Origin of the sequence: Microcoleus sp. Z1_A1 (assembly GCF_036700305.1) — a bacterium.
GTDB lineage: Bacteria > Cyanobacteriota > Cyanobacteriia > Cyanobacteriales > Microcoleaceae > Microcoleus.
Window position 1 is genome coordinate 55493 of sequence record NZ_JAUBOR010000025.1, and the last position, 17385, is coordinate 72877.

The window sequence follows — 17385 nt, forward strand, 5'->3', positions numbered from 1 at the left end:
TGAATTATGAATCCTAAACATATTGGTGAAGTTCCCGCTCACAGAAGAGCGATCGCACCTTACAACTTTGTCGAGCTACCTGATAAAGTTGTTGAAGCTGAAGTACCTTTACCTGATGGCGATCGCTATCATCCAGATTATCACACAGGAAGGATTGAATGCACTTTAACCACTGAATCTCCTTTGTATATTCGTTGTGGAATGACTCCAGCTAATTTTATTAAGTATTCAGAGATCCCAGAAAAATACTTAAAGCCACCAAAAGATGTGAGAGAGAAACAGAAGAAACAGTGGGAAGAGGATAAAAAACAATGGGAAGCTGAAAGAAAAACAGTTTTAGCTCCATTTTTTACATACAGAACCGACCTTATTCCTAGTGTTCCTGGTAGCAGTTTACGAGGGATGCTACGAACTCTAGTTGAAATTGTGAGTTTTAGTAAACTTGATAGAGTATCAGATGAGCATCGCCTATTTTTTCGTGCAGTAGCGGCAAATAAAACTAAAGAATCTTGGGGTGAAGAATACAATAAGTATGTCGCTCCAGAAAAAATTAAAGCTGGTTATATTAAAAAAGATAGTGAAGGATGGTATATTCAACCTGCTAATACTGAACAAGGCGCAACATTTTGTTGGGTTAGAGAAACGTCTCTTAACTTGCCTAAATTTAAAAATTTCAATGATGATAAATATGAGCCTCAGTATGTTTCTGTTAGCTACAGAAGTGTAGCTGTAGATAATACAGATAGAGCTAAACGCTTATTTGCTCATAATGTCGAATTACCTGACACTCACCCAAAAAAAGGTGTACTTGTTACCAGTGGCAACATGAAACAAGGAAATGAACCGTCACCTCGTCGCAATCACTGTGTAGTTTTTGAATGTTTAGTATTTGAAGCAAGTTCAACTTCTCCTAAGCTGAGACTAAATGAGAAAGCAATTGAGCATTATCGTAATGCTTTGACTGATTTTCAGAAAGAATCTCCCTTTGATAAGGATTGGGGAGTATTAAAAGAAAAAGAAAATGCTCCCATCTTCTACTGTCTTCCTGAAAAGGGAAAAAATATAGTATGTTTTTTTGGGCAAAGTCCTAATTTCCGTATTCCGTACTCTCCTGAAGGTAATGGTCATGCAACCACTGTAGTAGATTTTCTTCCTAAAGATTTGAGAAAATTAGCTTCAATCGATATAGCTGAGGCCATATTTGGTTGGGTCAAAAAAGAAACTAAAGATGAAAAACTGCCTAAAGATTTTGATAAACAAAGAGCAGGACGTGTGTTTGTTACTGATGCTTTATATCAAAGCAGTCAAAATAGTATCTGGTATGAAAGCGAACCATTAACTCCACAAATCCTATCTGAACCAAAGCCAAGCTATTTTCCACATTATCTAGTTCAACCCAATGTAGATAAATCAGAACTCAAACATTATGCAAGCCAACCTGTTATAGAGACGGTGATTCGCGGTCATAAGCTGTACTGGCATAAAGGAAGCGCTCCAGATTTCAAACTTCCTACCCCGAAAAAAGTTATTGGTTCCCCCAAACAAGTTTCTGATACCCAAACAACTCTGATTAAACCAATTAACAAAGGAGTTAGCTTTAAATTCTACATTCACTTTGAAAATCTGAGCAAAGTTGAACTAGGTGCGCTGCTGTGGGTACTCGATATTGCTCAAGAAGATCGCTATCGTCTTAAACTTGGCATGGGTAAGCCTTTGGGATTAGGAGCCGTTAAGATTGAACATAAGCTGTATGTAAGCGATCACAAAAAACGCTACACTCAGTTATTCAGCGATAGTAGCAACAAGTGGGAAACTGCTGAAAGTTTAGAAAACGATCCATACTACAAGCAATGCTTTGAAAACTATATGCTGGAGCAACTTAAGCAAACAGGCAAGTTTGATGAGCTTGGCAGAATTCAGATCCTTTTAGCCATGCTGAGTTGGCCTGGGCCACAAGATGTGGAGCTAACGAGTCGGTATATGGAGATAGAGCGAGACATTACCAAATCTCATATTGGTAAGCGTGTCAAATCAACTGATAAAACAGTCAATGAATACAAAGAGCGTCCCGTTTTACCAACTCCTTTACAAGTAGCAGGAATTGATGACTGTCGCCGACTTAATAATCCAGTCTCTCCAGTAGTTAAAAGAAAAGATAATGTAGTCAAGTCAGAACGGCAAGTGGAAATTGCTAAAGCTGTTCAGTCAAAAAACTTTGAGATTGGACAAATTTTGGAGGCTACTGTAGCTCGCATCAACAGCAATCACGTAACTTATCATATGTTGGAAGTCTTAAAACTTACGGAGAAGGAGCCTAAAAAAGCAGCTTTATTGAGAGAAGGACAAGCAGTTCATGTAAAGATTACTGCTCTCAAAGAAGATGGGAGTATTAAAAGTGTCAAATGTGCGGATTGAGTGGCTTTCCCATAAAAGCGATCGCACTTCCAAGTTTTTGCACAGAGGCTTTATTTAGATCTAAACGGGCGGCTCCTTTCCTAATTTATGTATCACCTTGTTGATATGCTTTAACTATTTTTTCACTAAACTCTATCTGATAACGTTTCATTTTTGGCTCTGATCTACTGAATACCTTGTACCACATACAAATGGAATATGCTAGATGATTAGAAATACCGATCGCAAATAGGACAACCGTACAACATGGGTGGGAGTTGTGCGAACCAGCTTTACTTTCTCAAATGTTAGAGAAGAAGGCAGGCACGACACGGATTGACACGGATACACGGATTAAGTATGGAGCGTGATTTACTTTAAGTAGCGTGCGTCAGTTAGCATGATTTTTCCTACAAACCAACAATTTCATAACTAACGCATTTTGCAACAAATAGTGCGTCAGAATCACACTTTCTATGCTGACTAAGAATCTCCAACCTGACGCACCCTACCCATCTTATCTATCTTTAGAGTGGTGACATAATTGTGAAGTTTCGCATAATTTGTTGGCGCGGGGATTTTTTAGGACAATGCTCGATATGAAACTTTTAAAATTAAAATCAATGCTGGCGGCGACGATCGCGATCGCCTTTTGTTTAATTGCGATCGCCAGCTACGCCCAAGCCAACAAGACTTTAACACTCGCGACTTCCCCAGACTACCCGCCATACGAATTTAAAGATACGGCTGTTAGCGGCAACGAAATTATCGGTTTTGACATCGATATTGCCAAATATATTACTAAAAAATTAGGCTACGAACTGAAAGTAATTGGCATGGATTTTAACGGCTTAATTCCCGCTTTGCAGGCCGGAAGAGCCGATTTTGTGATGGCTGGAATGACTCCTACAGCAGAAAGGAAAAAAAATGTTGATTTTTCTGACCTTTACTACGAAGCTCAAAATACAATTGTCGCCAATAAAGGCAGCAATTTGACCAAAGCTGAAGATTTAGCCGGGAAAAAAGTAGGCGTTCAACTGGGAAGCATTCAGCAGGAAGCTGTGAAAAAAATGGCCGGGGTGCAACTGGCTGCTCTCAATAGGATTCCTGACATCATTCAAGAAATTAAATCGAACCGGATCGCGGCGGGAGTGATCGAGGATACTGTCGCTACGGGTTATGCAGCAGCGAACCCGGACTTGGAATTTAACACAATCCCGAATACTGAAGAAAGCGGTTCGGCGATCGCCTTTCCGAAAAATTCGAGATTAGTTCCAGAATTCAACCGAGTTCTCCAGCAAATGAAAGCCAGCGGTCAAATTAAGGAACTAGCTACTAAGTGGTTTTCTCGACCAATTCCGCAAGAACCTGCTCAAGCAAATCAGCCTGCGGTAGCCTCTAAGTTCGGGTTAGATTTTGGCAAAATCTTGCCGAGTTTGCCTTATATTTTGTCCGGGCTTTGGGTAACGCTAACTTTTACCTTGCTGTCGGCATTTCTCGGATTTATCTGGGGAATCGTGCTGTCTCTGTTTAAGATTTCTAGCATTAAACCGCTGGCTTGGTTCGGTACTGCTTATACTTCTATTTTTCGAGGAACACCGCTAATTTTGCAGTTGACTTTAGTTTATTTTGCCACGCCGCAGCTTACGGGCTATAATATATCGGCGCTGCAAGCTGGTGTGATTACTTTTTTCCTGAATTCTGGGGCTTATATTTCCGAAACAATCCGCGCCGGAATTCAAGCCGTAGATAAAGGTCAAAAAGAAGCCGCAGAATCCCTTGGTGTTCCCTACAAACTGATGATGGGCGATATTATCTTGCCCCAAGCGTTGAAAAATATTTTGCCTGCATTGGTGAATGAAAGTATTGCTTTGCTGAAGGATTCAGCTTTAGTTTCAGTAATTGGCGTAGAAGACTTGCTGCGCCGCGCTACAATTGTGGGAGCCGAAAAGTATATTTACTTTGAACCTTTGATATTTGTCGGCGCAATTTATTATTTGATGGTGCTTAGTTTAACTTGGGGGGCCAATGTACTCGAACGCAGACTCCAAACTAGCAGTTAAGGTCGATCGCCTGTATAAATCTTTTGGCAATCTGAAGGTTTTGCGCGAGATAACTACTGAAATTCATCAAGGAGAAGTGATTGCCATTATCGGCCCTTCGGGGTGCGGCAAGTCTACTTTTTTGCGGTGTTTGAATTTACTGGAAATTCCGACTTCGGGGCACATATATATTGACGGGGTGGATATTACTCTGCCGAAGGTAGATATTCTGAAAATCCGCCAGAAAGTGGGGATGGTTTTTCAGCATTTCCACTTGTTCCCCCACATGACTGTGCTGCAAAATGTGATGTATGCCCCTGTAAAGGTGAAGCATGTGGCTAAGGATGAGGCGCGTCTGAAGGGGTTAGAATTGCTGGAAAAAGTGGGTTTGTCAGATAAGGCCGAGATTTATCCTTCTAAGCTTTCGGGGGGACAAAAACAGCGGGTGGCGATCGCCCGCTGTTTGGCTATGGAACCGGAAATTTTGTTGATGGACGAACCGACTTCTGCACTCGATCCTGAAATGGTTAAAGAAGTCTTAGATGTGATGAAAGCTTTGACAAAAACTGGAATTACAATGGCGATTGTAACTCACGAAATGGGTTTTGCGCGGGAAGTCGCGCACCGGATATTGTTTCTGGATGGCGGAAAGGTGGCGGAAGATGTGCCGCCCCAGGAGTTTTTTAGTAACCCGAAGTGCGATCGCGCCAAGCAATTTCTGGAAAAAATGCTTTAATCTGATATCGCATCCGCAATTAAATAGGTTTGTTGTTCGATCGCACATAATCTCACCTTCTCAGCCCCGCACCCTACAATCACGAGAATATTTAGTTTTAAATTCACCTTTTTTTACTGTGCCGATCGCGCTGGCGATCGAGTTTAGCTAAAAATGCACCCGAAACATCCGCCAGAATGCTAATTATCCGATACAAAGCCACCGCACCCAGAATTATACCCGTAGAAAAGCGATCGGACAACAGGGCGATCGCCGTTGCTTCAAATACTCCCATTCCCCCCGGTGCTCCCGGTACGACTAAACCGACAACAAACGCAAAACAAAAAGCACCAAACAAGTTGGGAATATTGCTAAATTCCACCGGAGTTAAAGCCATTACCGTTAGCAAAAAACCGCAGCCCCGCAATCCGATAAAACATATTTGTCCGATTAACGGCACTAAAGGATAGCGTTTAATTGGCAAATTAATTTTGCGGTTTGACTTGACACTCGATGTTTTTTTAGTTAAAGTGGAGGTAGACTCTAAACGCAAAGTTTGTCGCTCGCCCCGATCCTCCCCAACTTCTGAATTTTCCCCATTGTTCTTGGATAACTTCAACCGCTCTACAAATAGGACGATCGGATTTAAAATTCGGGGATGAATCGCCGTTAAAATAGCAGCACAACCGACAATTCGCAAAAACCAATTGAATTTGTCAAAACAAATCAACCCAATCAAAACGCCAGCAGAAGCCATCAGCAGCGGTTCCAGCAACACGCTGAGAGTAGCAGCTTTAGGGAAAATGCCTGCCTTTTTGGCGTCCAATATTCTACCCCAAAAATGCCAAATATTCCCCGGCAAATACTTGGCAATATTAGTTTTGAGAAAAACTTGAATCGCCCAGGCAGCAGTTACAGGTTGGCGGAATTCCCGCAAAATCAACATCCACACCCAGCCGACAAAAATTAGAGAAAGTAAAGTGACGCCAAGGGCGATCGCCAGCAACGGAAAACTTTCGGCTCGAATTTGGATATTCGCGACTTCTCGCCAGTGAGTTAAAAAAGCTTTGGCAATAAATAAAAACGTCCCGCCTAAAATCAAATAGCGCAAATAAGGCTTTAAATGCGACTTCGCGATGTTGAAAAAATTCTGAATTCGATGCAAGTGTTGTTTTCCCATTTTCTGATCCCGATTTTGAATTTGGGATTAAGTTATACTGTTTGAGATTTTATATTTTATAGGGGCAAAGGCGGAATTGTGGTTAATTTACACGGCATGATATGACGGAATAAATCTGTTTAACCTGAGATGTTGCACCCTTGTCAAGAATGGGCTCTCCGGCCCGTTCCACAATAACTCAACATTTTTGTGGCACAGGCCGAAAAGCCTGTTCCTAAACGGGCTCTCCGGCCCGTTCCACAATAACTCAACATTTTTGTGGAACAGGCCGAAAAGCCTGTTCCTAAACAAGTAATTGAGAAGGGTGGAACATCTTAGTTTAACCTAACCTATGCACACCTCTACAGACTGTGCGTAATGCCCGCCTTACAGAGTATTTAGGGCACTTTTAACCACAAACTTAAATTTAAAATCTAAAATTTAGATCGATATACCTCGCTAGGAGTACATTTCTATGCCCGGCCCGAGCCCTGACGGTTTTTCCTATCTTTTAGATGATAGCCCCAATAGTTTCGCCTTGACTCCGGGCTTTTTGACTCCTTATCCTAACGGACTTTTTGCCCTCGGCGGCAACGATTTTATTGTCGGTTCGTCGGATGCCGAAATAATTAGCGGTGATAATGGTAACGATCGCATTCTCGGCGGTGGCAATTCCGATACCCTCTTCGGGGGTGCGGGCAACGATTTGCTTAACGGTGGTGCCGGCGCAGACTTCCTGTTTGGCGATGCTGGCAGCGATACCTTGCAGGGAGGTAAGGGAGATGACGTGCTCAACGGCGGCGACGGCAGCGACGTTTTAGTGGGCGATGGGGGTAAAGATACGCTGACAGGGGGTTTGGGCCCAGATACCTTTGTCCTCCGCAGCGACTCCGCAGTCTCCGATCCGGCTGCGGCAGACGTGATTACTGACTTTAACAGTTTTGTGGATTCGATCGGACTGACTGACAATCTTACCGAAGCTGACTTGATTCTCGAAGAAATATCGATCGCCCCCGGTATTTCCAATACATTAATTAAAATTCGTCAATCCAATGCTATTTTAGGCTTGGTAGCCAACGCATCTCCACAAGACCTCGCCAATACATTCATCTCTGCAACTACCGTATTAGGCAACCAACTGGATCAAGCTCGCGATTTAGGCGTTTTGGGCGGCACTCAAACGATCGCAGACTCGCTTAGCAATGCCCGGCCAGACGGCCTTTACCGCTTTACTTTGCCTGCAAATAGCGACTTTAAATTAACTGTCAGCGGTTTGACTGCGGATGTTGATGTTGCTCTAATTAAAGATATTAACGGCGACAATTCTATTGACTTCACCGATATTATTGCTTCTTCTCAACAACCGAATTTATCGCCGGAAGCGATCGACATCAACGGTTTAGCCGCAGGAACTTACTTTGTCCGAGTTTATCAATACCAAGGCAGTACAAATTTCTCCCTCAATCTGTCTGCAACTCCTGCAACTGTTTCTCCTAACAATCCGAGCAACTTGCAAGGTTTTGACTCTCGTTTTGGGTTCGGTTTGGTGAATGCAGCGGCGGCAGTTGCCAAAGCTCAAGGTACTGCAACTTTTCCTGATGTTCCCGACTTGGGGGGCGACGAGTGGGGCAGAGATTTAATTAAAGCTCCAGAGGTTTGGGCCCAGGGCTTGACTGGAGACGGAATTGTGGTGGCAGTTATTGACAGCGGAGTTGACTACAATCACCCGGATTTGACGGGGAATATTTGGAGTAATGTCGGGGAAACTGGCGTTGATGCGATCGGTCGCAATAAAGCTAGCAACGGGGTTGATGATGATGGCAATGGCTTTGTTGACGATTTCCGAGGATGGGATTTTGTCAATAACGATAATGACCCTATGGATGATAACAATCACGGCACTCATATATCGGGTTTAGTTGCTGCGAAAAAAGATGGGGTTGGGATTACTGGAACGGCTCCGACTGCGAAGATTATGCCTTTGAAAATACTTAATGGAGCAGGGGTGGGTAAAATTCGGGATGAAATTAATGCGATTAATTATGCGGTGGCAAATGGAGCGAAGATCATAAATGTGAGTTTGGGCGGCCTACAGTTGAATGCTCAAGAATTGGATGCGATTCGAGCGGCTGAAGCTCAAGGCGCGATCGTGATTTCGGCTGCGGGAAATGATGCTCGTCCACAAGTAGATTATCCGGCTCGGTTTGCCAATGAGGTAGGAATTGCTGTCGGTGGTGTTACCCGAAATGGCTTGTTTGGGGAGTATTCTAACCGGGCGGGTTCGCAAGCAATTAATTATTTTGTTGCTCCGGGTGGCGACGGTGGTAGGGCGGATTCTGGTGATGTTTATTCAACTGTGGCGCTTTCTCAACCGGGGATTCCCTATCGATATTTTTCCGGTACTTCAATGGGAGTGCCACAAGTATCCGGCGTGGTAGCTTTGATGTTGCAAGCTAATCCGAATCTGACTCCTGCTGATATTAAGAGGATTCTTGCGGAAACTGCGAATCGAGCTGTTTGAATTAATTGATAATTGGTAATTGGTAATTGGGAATCGGTAATGGGATTGACATACTGTTAGCAGATTTCGTAGGGGCGGGTTTCACCAACAATATCGAATTTCTACTAACAATATACCTAAACCCGCCCCCACACAACTAACAATCTACATCAACATGGATTTGTATTGAATGCGAAAAATGTACCAGGGGTTTACCGTGGGATAGGGGCGGGTTTTATAGATTGTTAATTAACCTAAATATTGTTGGTGAAACCCCCCCCTACAAGCCCAATTAAAAATTGGCGGCGTAAGTTAAGTCAAATTGGCGGCACAGGGTGATGCAGCAGTAGCTTGGTCGATCGAATACTAACTCGTAATTCATCTGGCCGTCTATTTTGGTGATCGGCTGCTTTAAGGGGATGCCCTGAATGTCGTATTGACGGCGTTCTAAGGCACTCCAGTCGATAATTTTGAAGTCGATTTGGTTCTGTAACTCACTTGCGATCAGATATAGGTGCATCTTGTCTTGAACTTTCCCAGTCAGGGGAACTTTTATTAACACTGACTGGGTGACGAGGGGTTTTTGGTCGTTGGGATGCTTCTGGGTGTGGCAGCTTTTGAATTCTATATCGTAAGGTTCTACCTTGAATTTCTCTCCACTGGCGATCGCAGATGAGTGCAAATCTTTCAGGCACTTTTCTAGGTGAGGAATCAGCCCTAAGTCTGGATCGCACAGCAGTTTACGAATGTTGGAGGTTTCAGTGACTGTCATTGGAGATTTTTGATGTTATTTTTTTATTCTTAACTTTTAGCTTACCACTAAAAGCAAACCTATCGAACTCTCCTTGCGACATACTTTCAAAAATGGCGTTTATGGCCAGTATGTCGCAGTGAATAAGACATTTTTGGGCCACAAACCCGTGTTTTTTGCCTTAATATTTGAGATTATTTCTTGGTAATTTTCCACAGATTAAGCTCGACATTAGTGTCAGCCGGATCTATTTGATAGTTTTGTTGCTGAATTGCCGATCGCAAAGTAGAGGACGGTCTGTATAAAAACAACTCATTGAAACCGGCGGGAATTTGCGGGGGTTGGGGTTTTTTCTTTGCCAATTCTCGATTTTTGTAGCAAGAAGTGTAACAGCGGGGTTCTATTAGCAGTTTTACTTTGGGTTCTAGGTAATAACTTAAAGGCATGATATATGCAATATTGGCATCGCTGATAAATAGGGGATTGCTGGCTTGATTGACAGTCGCGGCTACTTCCAAGGCACGCAACCAACCGCTGCCTTTATTCCACCAAATATCTGCTTGAGAACTAACTCCACCGGATATAATACCTGCGGAAAAAACTCCCACTATAACTATTTTCCACAGTTTTTGCTGTTTTAATTTCTCCAAATTGCTACTGATTTTCGCAGACAGCAGGTAAGCCACTGCTATCTGAATTCCCACATAACAAGGAACTAAATATCGCGGATTTGCCGATCGCCTTCCACCCTTGATTATATCAGGCACTGCTAAAAACAAAGCAGTTGTTGCAATTAATAACAATACAATCAACCACACTCGCTTTGGTGTTTGTCGGCATAGATAATAAAGGGCATAGCCGACTAAAGCTAGAATCATGATACCAACTGGAATTAGCAAGGCAAGTTGTGTGGCGTTGGCAGTTCCATCAATGCCAATATCAAAAAATGCTATGGTGATGGAACCAACCCATCTGCTGACTAATCTTAAGAAATTTGTTTGTTCTGCCCATATTGTTGTGCTTCTAACTTGATTGAAATTTTCTACAGTATTTACCAGGGAAGGCATGAAGCATATCAAAGCGATTAAAGATGCTACATAATAGGAAATAAATGTTTTCACATCGCGCCAGTTGGCAATAACTGCGACGTAGATTGCGTGGGCGGCAGCGACGCAGACAAATAACAAGTGGGTGTACAATCCCAGTGTTGCTGTGGCTGCATAAAGCGCCCAGGAAAGAACAAGGGCGACAGGATTTTGATTTTCGTCAGGGCGTGTTGCTCGCAGCAAGGCGGCAGTGGATAAAATAGTAGTTACTGTCCACAAACTGTACTGTCTTGCTTCTTGGGCAAAGAGGATGTGGTAGGGAGAAATTGCGAAAATTGCGATCGCCATCCATGCTACTGCTGAAGATTCAAATAACTCCCAAGCCAGCCAATAAATTGCGGGAAATACTAGCAGGCTAATCACGGCTGCCAAACTTCTCATTGCTGCAACGGAAGTGCCGAACCATTGCGCCCAATATCGCGCTAATACGTAATACAGCGGCGGGTGGTGGGGGTCTTCTGTTGCTAAAGAATTCAGGGTATCCCTTAAGGTTTTTTCGGAATTTATCTGCTGATATTTTTGTAAATCCGCAGGCGAGGTTATTTTCTGGTAGGAAATTTCTTTGATTATTTCGGCTTCGGTGTAGCCAGAAACTCTTAAAGAAGTATATGTTTCGTCGATCCAGTAAAATTTGCGATCGAGATTGGCGAACCGAAATAAAATACCTATGACTAATACGGCTATAATTAAAAAATGCAGCCAATTTCGGGGAACATTAAAACGCATTTTTCCAACCATACTTCATTTTTTTAGCAATTTTCTCAAAATTATATGTTGATTTTGTAGAGTGTAAAGAGTTGGTATTTCATAACGAGTATTTTTTTCTATTTCTGTTTTCAATTCTCTGGAAATACCATACAAAAAAATCTCGTTAAAATTTGGTGGGATTTTCACAATTTTAGGTGGCAATACTAAAAACTTAGCAGGGGAATTGATTAAGTAACTCAAACTGAGTAAGTTGCCGATCGTATCTACACTATACACCCACAAGTCTGTTATGAGTAATGGCCGAGAAGCTGAGTTTACCGTGCGGGCGATCGGGATGTTAATATAAGAGCGGTCTTTATTCCACCAAGAGTCTGCTGGCAAATAGATGCAGCAGGATATAATTCCAATAGAGAGCAAAGCAGCCAGAGCCAGTCTCCACAGCTTTAGCAACTGCATTGTAACTTGAGGAGATGTCATTTTTACCGCCAAAAAATAGGAAACAGCTATCTGCATTCCTAAATAACAGGGAATCATGTAGCGGGTGTTGATCGATCGCATTCCGCCCCAGATTAAATCCGCTGGCAGGAAAATGGCTAATGTCACGCACGTTAATGTCATAACAAACAACCAAACACGTCTTTCTGTCTGACTCAGCAGCAAATAAAAAGAATATCCGACAATTATTAAAATCATTAAAATAACTGGGATAGTTAATAGGAAATATAATCGTGGCAAATCAGAGTATAATCCTACATCAAAAAATTGCCTAATAATGTTTAAAACGAAATTTAAAACTAATTTTGAAATTGGAATTCTTAAGGACTGCCATGCTATTTTGTCACTGACATTTTGCGAATTTATTAAATAAACTACAGTCCAAGGAAATAAGGCAATAAATCCTGCGCTTGCTGCTATAAAATACCCAATTACCGTCTTGTTAAACCGCATATTTTCCGAGAGGGCTACATAAATTCCATGCCCTAGCACCACCAGTGCAAATAATAGGTGAGAATAAAATCCCAGTGCTACTGTTACCGCATAAATTGCCCAACTGCTGTTAGTTTTTAGCCGCATTGCCCGCAGCAAAGCAGCGCTAGACAGCAAAATTATTAATACAAACAAGCTGTAAGGTCGAGCTTCTTGAGCGTAAACTATTTGAAAAGGCGATACAGCTAGTAATGAAACTGCCAACCAAGCTGTCAGCGAGGAATCAAATAATTCTAAGCACAGCCAATACATACAAGGCAATGCGAGCAAACTAAAAACAGCCGACATACTTCTAGTTACAGCCACTGAATCGCCGAACAGTTGCACCCAAAATCTCGTCGCTACAAAATACAGCGGAGCGAGTTGGGGTTCTTCTAAAGCTAATCCTTTTACGGTATCTACGACGGTTTTTTCTGAATTTATCCGTTGATATTTTTGTAAAAATTTAATGTCCCGACTTTCACCGTCAACTACTTGCTGAATAAACTCAGATTCTGTATATCCAGATAACCGCAGGGATGTGTAACTTTCATCTATCCAGTAAACTTTCTTTCCTAGGTTGGCGAAGCGAAAGAATATGCCGAGGACTAATACAACTATAATTAAAAATCGCAGCCACTTGTCAAGTGAAGGGTTGTGAGAATTTAGTCGATCGCGATCTTTGGTAGATTCCATTTTATAACTAGCTAATCTCCCACAATTTTTTTCTGTCACCCCACCTGTAAGGTGCGCTGGGCGCACCCTACCAACTTAACAGCCAGAGAGAGGACTTCAGTCCTCTCTACAAACAAAGGAATGATTAATCATCCACTCCTTCAATCGGCGCAAAACCTTGGCGCTGAATATTTTCGGTTATGGTGCGCGGTTCGAGGAATTGTAGCAAATAATCCGGGCCGCCAGCTTTAGAACCAACTCCCGAAAGTTTGAATCCTCCGAAAGGTTGGCGCGATACCACAGCCCCGGTAATTCCGCGATTGATGTACAGGTTTCCGACTTCAAAATCGGATGCGGCTCGATCGATATGCGAAGGCGTGCGAGAATACAATCCGCCGGTTAAAGCAAAATTAGTACCGTTAGCAATCGCAATCGCTTCGCTGAAATTACGAGCCCGAATCACCGACAAAACCGGGCCGAAAATTTCTTCTTGGGCGAGAGTTGCTGTGGGCGATACTTCGGTAACAATGACTGGGCCGACAAAATAACCGGTTTCTGGTGCCGGCATTTCTAAAGCTATTTTAGCTTCGGCGCGACCTTTTTCGATGTATTCGCGGATGCGCGAATGGGCATTTGCATCGATCACAGGGCCGACTTGAGTGCCGGGATTTTCTGCGGGGCCGACATTGAGCGATCGCGTCGCTTCTACCAATCTTGCCACAAAATTATCGTACACCGATTCGACCACAATTACTCGCGAACAAGCGGAACATTTTTGGCCGCTGTATCCAAATGCCGAATAAACTACGCCTGCAACTGCTTGGTCTAAATCCGCACTTTCATCGACAATAATTGCATTCTTGCCACCCATTTCCGCAATTACTCGTTTCAGGTGTTTTTGTCCAGGCTGCAAAATCGCAGCATCGGCATAAATCTGACAGCCAACTTCCTGAGAACCCGTGAAAGTAATCATGTGAACGTCGGGATGTTTCACCATGTAAGCGCCGACGGTGGAACCTTTGCAAGGCACGTATTGAAATACGCCTTTGGGGATTCCGGCTTCTACCAATATTTCAGCTATTTTTGCTGCAATTACTGAGGAAACTTCCGCAGGTTTGAGCAAAGTACAATTACCTGCCACCAGGGATGCAACTGTCATGCCCACAGGAATTGCGAGGGGAAAATTCCAAGGTGAAATGATTAAAGAAATGCCGCGTGGCTGATAGCTGTAGCGGTTAGTTTCTCCGGGAATGTCGTAATTTTTCCCTTGTTCTAACCGTTCCATTTCGTCGGCGTAGTAGCGGCAAAAATCAATAGCTTCGGAAACTTCGGCATCGCATTCTCTGACGGGTTTGCCGACTTCAAACACCATCCAAGCTGATAGTTCGTGCCGCCGCTGTTCCATCAATTCTGCGGCTTTGCGGAGGACGCCTGCCCGCTGGCGGACGGGGGTTTTTCGCCAACCGGTGAAGGCTGCTTTTGCTGCTTCAAGGGCTTGTTTGGCCTGTTCTTCGGAAATCAATCCGATTGTGCCAACTACTTCTGTGGGATTGGAAGGGTTGAGTGAGTTAACTGTGGCTTCAGTATTTTGGTACTCGCCATTGATTAGCGGTAAATAGGTTTTACCTAGGTTGGCGCGCACTGATTTGATGGCTGTTTCTGCTTGTTGCCGCAATTTGGTATTGGCGTAGTCGGTATCGGCAACGTTGGGAAATACTTTGCTGTAAACTAGCTGGTCATTTCCGTTAGCAACTGGTGCGGCTAACAATTGTTCGATCGGCATTTCTTCGGAACTTTGCCGGATGAAAGAACTGTTGGCGGTATTTTCCAGCAAACGGCGGATCAAATAAGCCATTCCCGGCAGCAAATCGCCGTAGGGGCAGTAGACTCGCACGCGATAACCCCGATCGACCAAAAGCTTAGCCAATTTGTCGCCCATGCCATACAGCACTTGCATTTCAAAGCGGCGGCGCGGTATATTGAGAGTTTCGGCAATGGCGATCGCCCTCGCTTGCGATCGGACATTATGACTGCCAATAGCTGCATACAAATATTCGTGATTTTCTAGCAGCAACTGCGTCATCTGCTCGAAATTGGCATCGGTAGCAACTTTGTCATTGTAGACCGGCTGCGGCCAATCTTTCTGCATCGCTTTGATAGTTTCCTGATCCCAGTAAGCGCCTTTTACCAGCCGCACTGTTACCGGATTTCCGCGTTTTTTTGCCCAGGAAATCAGGTTTCGCAAATCTTGGGCACTGTCGCGCAAATAAGCTTGCAATGTAATTCCAATATCCGTGCGACTGCGAAACTCTTCCTCTAACAATAAGTCTTTGAGAATGCTCAGAGTTAAACTTTTGTAAGCATACTGTTCCATATCGAAATGAACCGCCGCGCCCAATTCCTTCGCGCGACGCAGTAAAATGCGAATTCTCTCGCTTACTTTCTCCTCACTACCTTTAGCATCCAAAGGGTCAAACTGAGAATAAAAAGCCGTTAACTTTACCGATACTTGCACTCGCGGCAAAGTTTCGCCGTCAGCTTTGTCAATTGCATCTACCTGCGGCCAATTCTTCGCTGCATTGGCGAGTTCCTCCATCAATTCCAAATAGCGGTTAAGATAAATTTCCGCCTCATTTTCAGTGATGACAGCTTCCCCCAAAAGGTCAACTGTAAAACCCATTTTATCTTTGCGAAGCCGCTCTAAAGTTTTAACTACCTGCTTGATATTTTCCCCAGAAATATACTTGTGCGCCAAAGTTTCCACTGCAGGCGCAACCGTCGTCGCAGCCAATTGTCCAGGAATCGAATCAGCGTTAGTAAAATTGAGTAATTTTTTCAAAGCTTCGGGCAATTCTACCTCTTGGGCGGTCAGGTATTCTTGCAGGTGGCGGGCAATTTCCGGCTTGCTGCGGAGTGCCGGCAAACAGTCGATGAATCGAAACAATTGCACCCGCAGTCCGGGGCTAGCCATCGCCCAATCCATTAGTTTGTCGTCCCAGCGCATTTGGTCTTGCAGTTGACCGAAAAAAGAGCGCTTTTTGTCTTGAGTTGCCTTCAGGATTTCTTTGGCAATTTCCTGGGTTTTTGCTTCGTAGATGCTTGGAGATATTTGTGCAACCATTGGTAATTAGTAATGGGTAATTTGTAATTTGCAACCAGGGCGGGTTTATGTATTGTGTAACTACCCCCTGAGACAATTATACTTGCTATTTGACTTCAATCTTAACTTGGTAGTTTGCTTGGCGATCGCCTGAAATTTCAATAGTATAATCGCCGCTACTGGCTAGTTGACCTTGCCACTGACCTGTGCTATCAGTAGTACCTAAATTTTCACCGTTAGGAGCAATAATTGCGGCGCTAACTTGACCTTCTTGAACATTAATTGTCATGCTTTGGCCGCTATTGCACTCCAGTAAGTAGCGCCTGGATATGTTGGCTCGCAAACTATTGCTCAGAGTCGTTCCCGTAGCACCGGCTTGAAAGTAAACTCGCTCGGTTACAGGGGTTTCAACCGCAGCGGGAGTTGGAGTTGGAGAAGGCAACGGCAAAGGAGAAGGCAACGGCGAAGCAAGTTGCGGAACACCAGACAGAGAGGGGATTTGAGTGGGACGGGGCGACGGAGGGAATGTGGGGGGCCGTCCATTTCCAGGGGCTGGGGGAAGTCCGGGCCTGCGGTTGGCGGGCGCTGCTGCGACAGGCGGAGGGCTTTCGGGGAGGGGTACGTCAGCGGGTAGTTTGATTTGAAGGTTGGCTCTTTCCTGATACATTTTCCACGCTAGCAAACTGCCGAGACTAAGGACGGAACCGACTAAGATTCCGCTGAGAAAAACTGCTAAGATTTGCCACGAGCGAGCTGGTTTTGGTTCGGGGTTGGCAGTTGGAATTGTTGGAGGCGGATAACTTGTAATTTGAGTTGTTTCCGGCGTGCTATCGGCGACAACTGGAATTGTTTCGGCTGCGTCGATGGGCGCTGAAATATCTTCGGGCGTGGCAATTTCTGCGGGAGTTTCTGCTGATGCGGAAGTTGAATCAGCCCTGGCAATTTCACTGCGATCGAACTCATCGCTGGTAGTGGAAATTATTTCCGGGTGCTGAGTCAAAATTTGTTTTTTTTCCTGTTCGTCGCTCATGGGGCTAAAATTATTTTACAAAGACCGCTTTTAGACATTTTACGTTACTGGTGCGATCGCCTGCACTGAAATTATCTAGCAGAATGAAGAAGGCACGACACGGATTTTGACACGGATACACGCATCTTGCCTGTTCATAAAAATGGTACTTGTGTGGAACAGGCATCTTGCCTGTTCATAAAAATGGTACTTGTGTGGAACAGGCATCTTGCCTGTTCATAAAAATGGTACTTGTGTGG

At 43.9% G+C, this 17385-nt stretch carries 10 protein-coding genes; 4 read left to right on the forward strand and 6 right to left on the reverse strand.

Translation table 11 applies throughout. The features are described 5' to 3' along the window. Nucleotides 1–6: 6 nt before the first annotated feature. The 3 genes from QT973_RS17335 (at nucleotide 7) to QT973_RS17345 (ending at nucleotide 5172) form a co-directional block, all read left to right on the forward strand. On the forward strand, nucleotides 7–2415 hold the full coding sequence (locus QT973_RS17335) for a TIGR03986 family type III CRISPR-associated RAMP protein (protein ID WP_333391795.1): 2409 nt from the start codon (nucleotides 7–9) through the stop codon (nucleotides 2413–2415). 578 nt (nucleotides 2416–2993) lie between these two features. Continuing rightward, nucleotides 2994–4457, forward strand: a complete 1464-nt coding sequence (locus tag QT973_RS17340) for an ABC transporter substrate-binding protein/permease (RefSeq protein WP_333391797.1) — start codon at nucleotides 2994–2996, stop codon at nucleotides 4455–4457. Beyond that, nucleotides 4423–5172, forward strand: coding sequence for an amino acid ABC transporter ATP-binding protein (locus QT973_RS17345; RefSeq protein WP_333391799.1), 750 nt, complete (start codon nucleotides 4423–4425; stop codon nucleotides 5170–5172). Before QT973_RS17340 ends, QT973_RS17345 begins: the two co-directional genes overlap by 35 nt. A gap of 103 nt (nucleotides 5173–5275) precedes the next feature. Here QT973_RS17345 and QT973_RS17350 read toward each other — a convergent pair whose 3' ends face one another. Further along, on the reverse strand, nucleotides 5276–6331 hold the full coding sequence (locus QT973_RS17350; RefSeq protein ID WP_333209884.1) for a UPF0104 family protein: 1056 nt from the start codon (nucleotides 6329–6331) through the stop codon (nucleotides 5276–5278). Nucleotides 6332–6785: 454 nt separating this feature from the next. On the opposite strand from QT973_RS17350, the gene QT973_RS17355 reads away from it, so the two are divergent. Further along, entirely contained in the window at nucleotides 6786–8831 is a 2046-nt protein-coding gene (locus QT973_RS17355; RefSeq protein WP_333051688.1) for a S8 family serine peptidase, read from the forward strand. 271 nt (nucleotides 8832–9102) lie between these two features. On the opposite strand, the gene QT973_RS17360 is transcribed toward QT973_RS17355, so the two are convergent. From QT973_RS17360 to QT973_RS17380, 5 genes are all read right to left on the reverse strand, one after another. Further along, complete coding sequence (locus QT973_RS17360) at nucleotides 9103–9582, reverse strand: hypothetical protein (protein ID WP_333243723.1); 480 nt, start codon at nucleotides 9580–9582, stop codon at nucleotides 9103–9105. A 173-nt stretch (nucleotides 9583–9755) separates the two neighbouring features. Further along, complete coding sequence (locus QT973_RS17365) at nucleotides 9756–11405, reverse strand: glycosyltransferase family 39 protein (RefSeq protein ID WP_333391801.1); 1650 nt, start codon at nucleotides 11403–11405, stop codon at nucleotides 9756–9758. 3 nt (nucleotides 11406–11408) lie between these two features. Next, a complete protein-coding gene (locus QT973_RS17370; RefSeq protein WP_333391802.1) occupies nucleotides 11409–13037 on the reverse strand; it encodes a glycosyltransferase family 39 protein in 1629 nt (542 codons plus the stop codon). Between the two features lie 124 nt (nucleotides 13038–13161). Further along, the gene (gene pruA / locus QT973_RS17375) at nucleotides 13162–16137 is read right to left on the reverse strand and encodes an L-glutamate gamma-semialdehyde dehydrogenase (RefSeq protein ID WP_333391804.1); all 2976 of its coding nucleotides are present in this window, start codon (nucleotides 16135–16137) and stop codon (nucleotides 13162–13164) included. An 85-nt stretch (nucleotides 16138–16222) separates the two neighbouring features. Continuing rightward, the gene (locus QT973_RS17380) at nucleotides 16223–17146 is read right to left on the reverse strand and encodes a hypothetical protein (protein WP_333051674.1); all 924 of its coding nucleotides are present in this window, start codon (nucleotides 17144–17146) and stop codon (nucleotides 16223–16225) included. Nucleotides 17147–17385 lie beyond the last annotated feature (239 nt).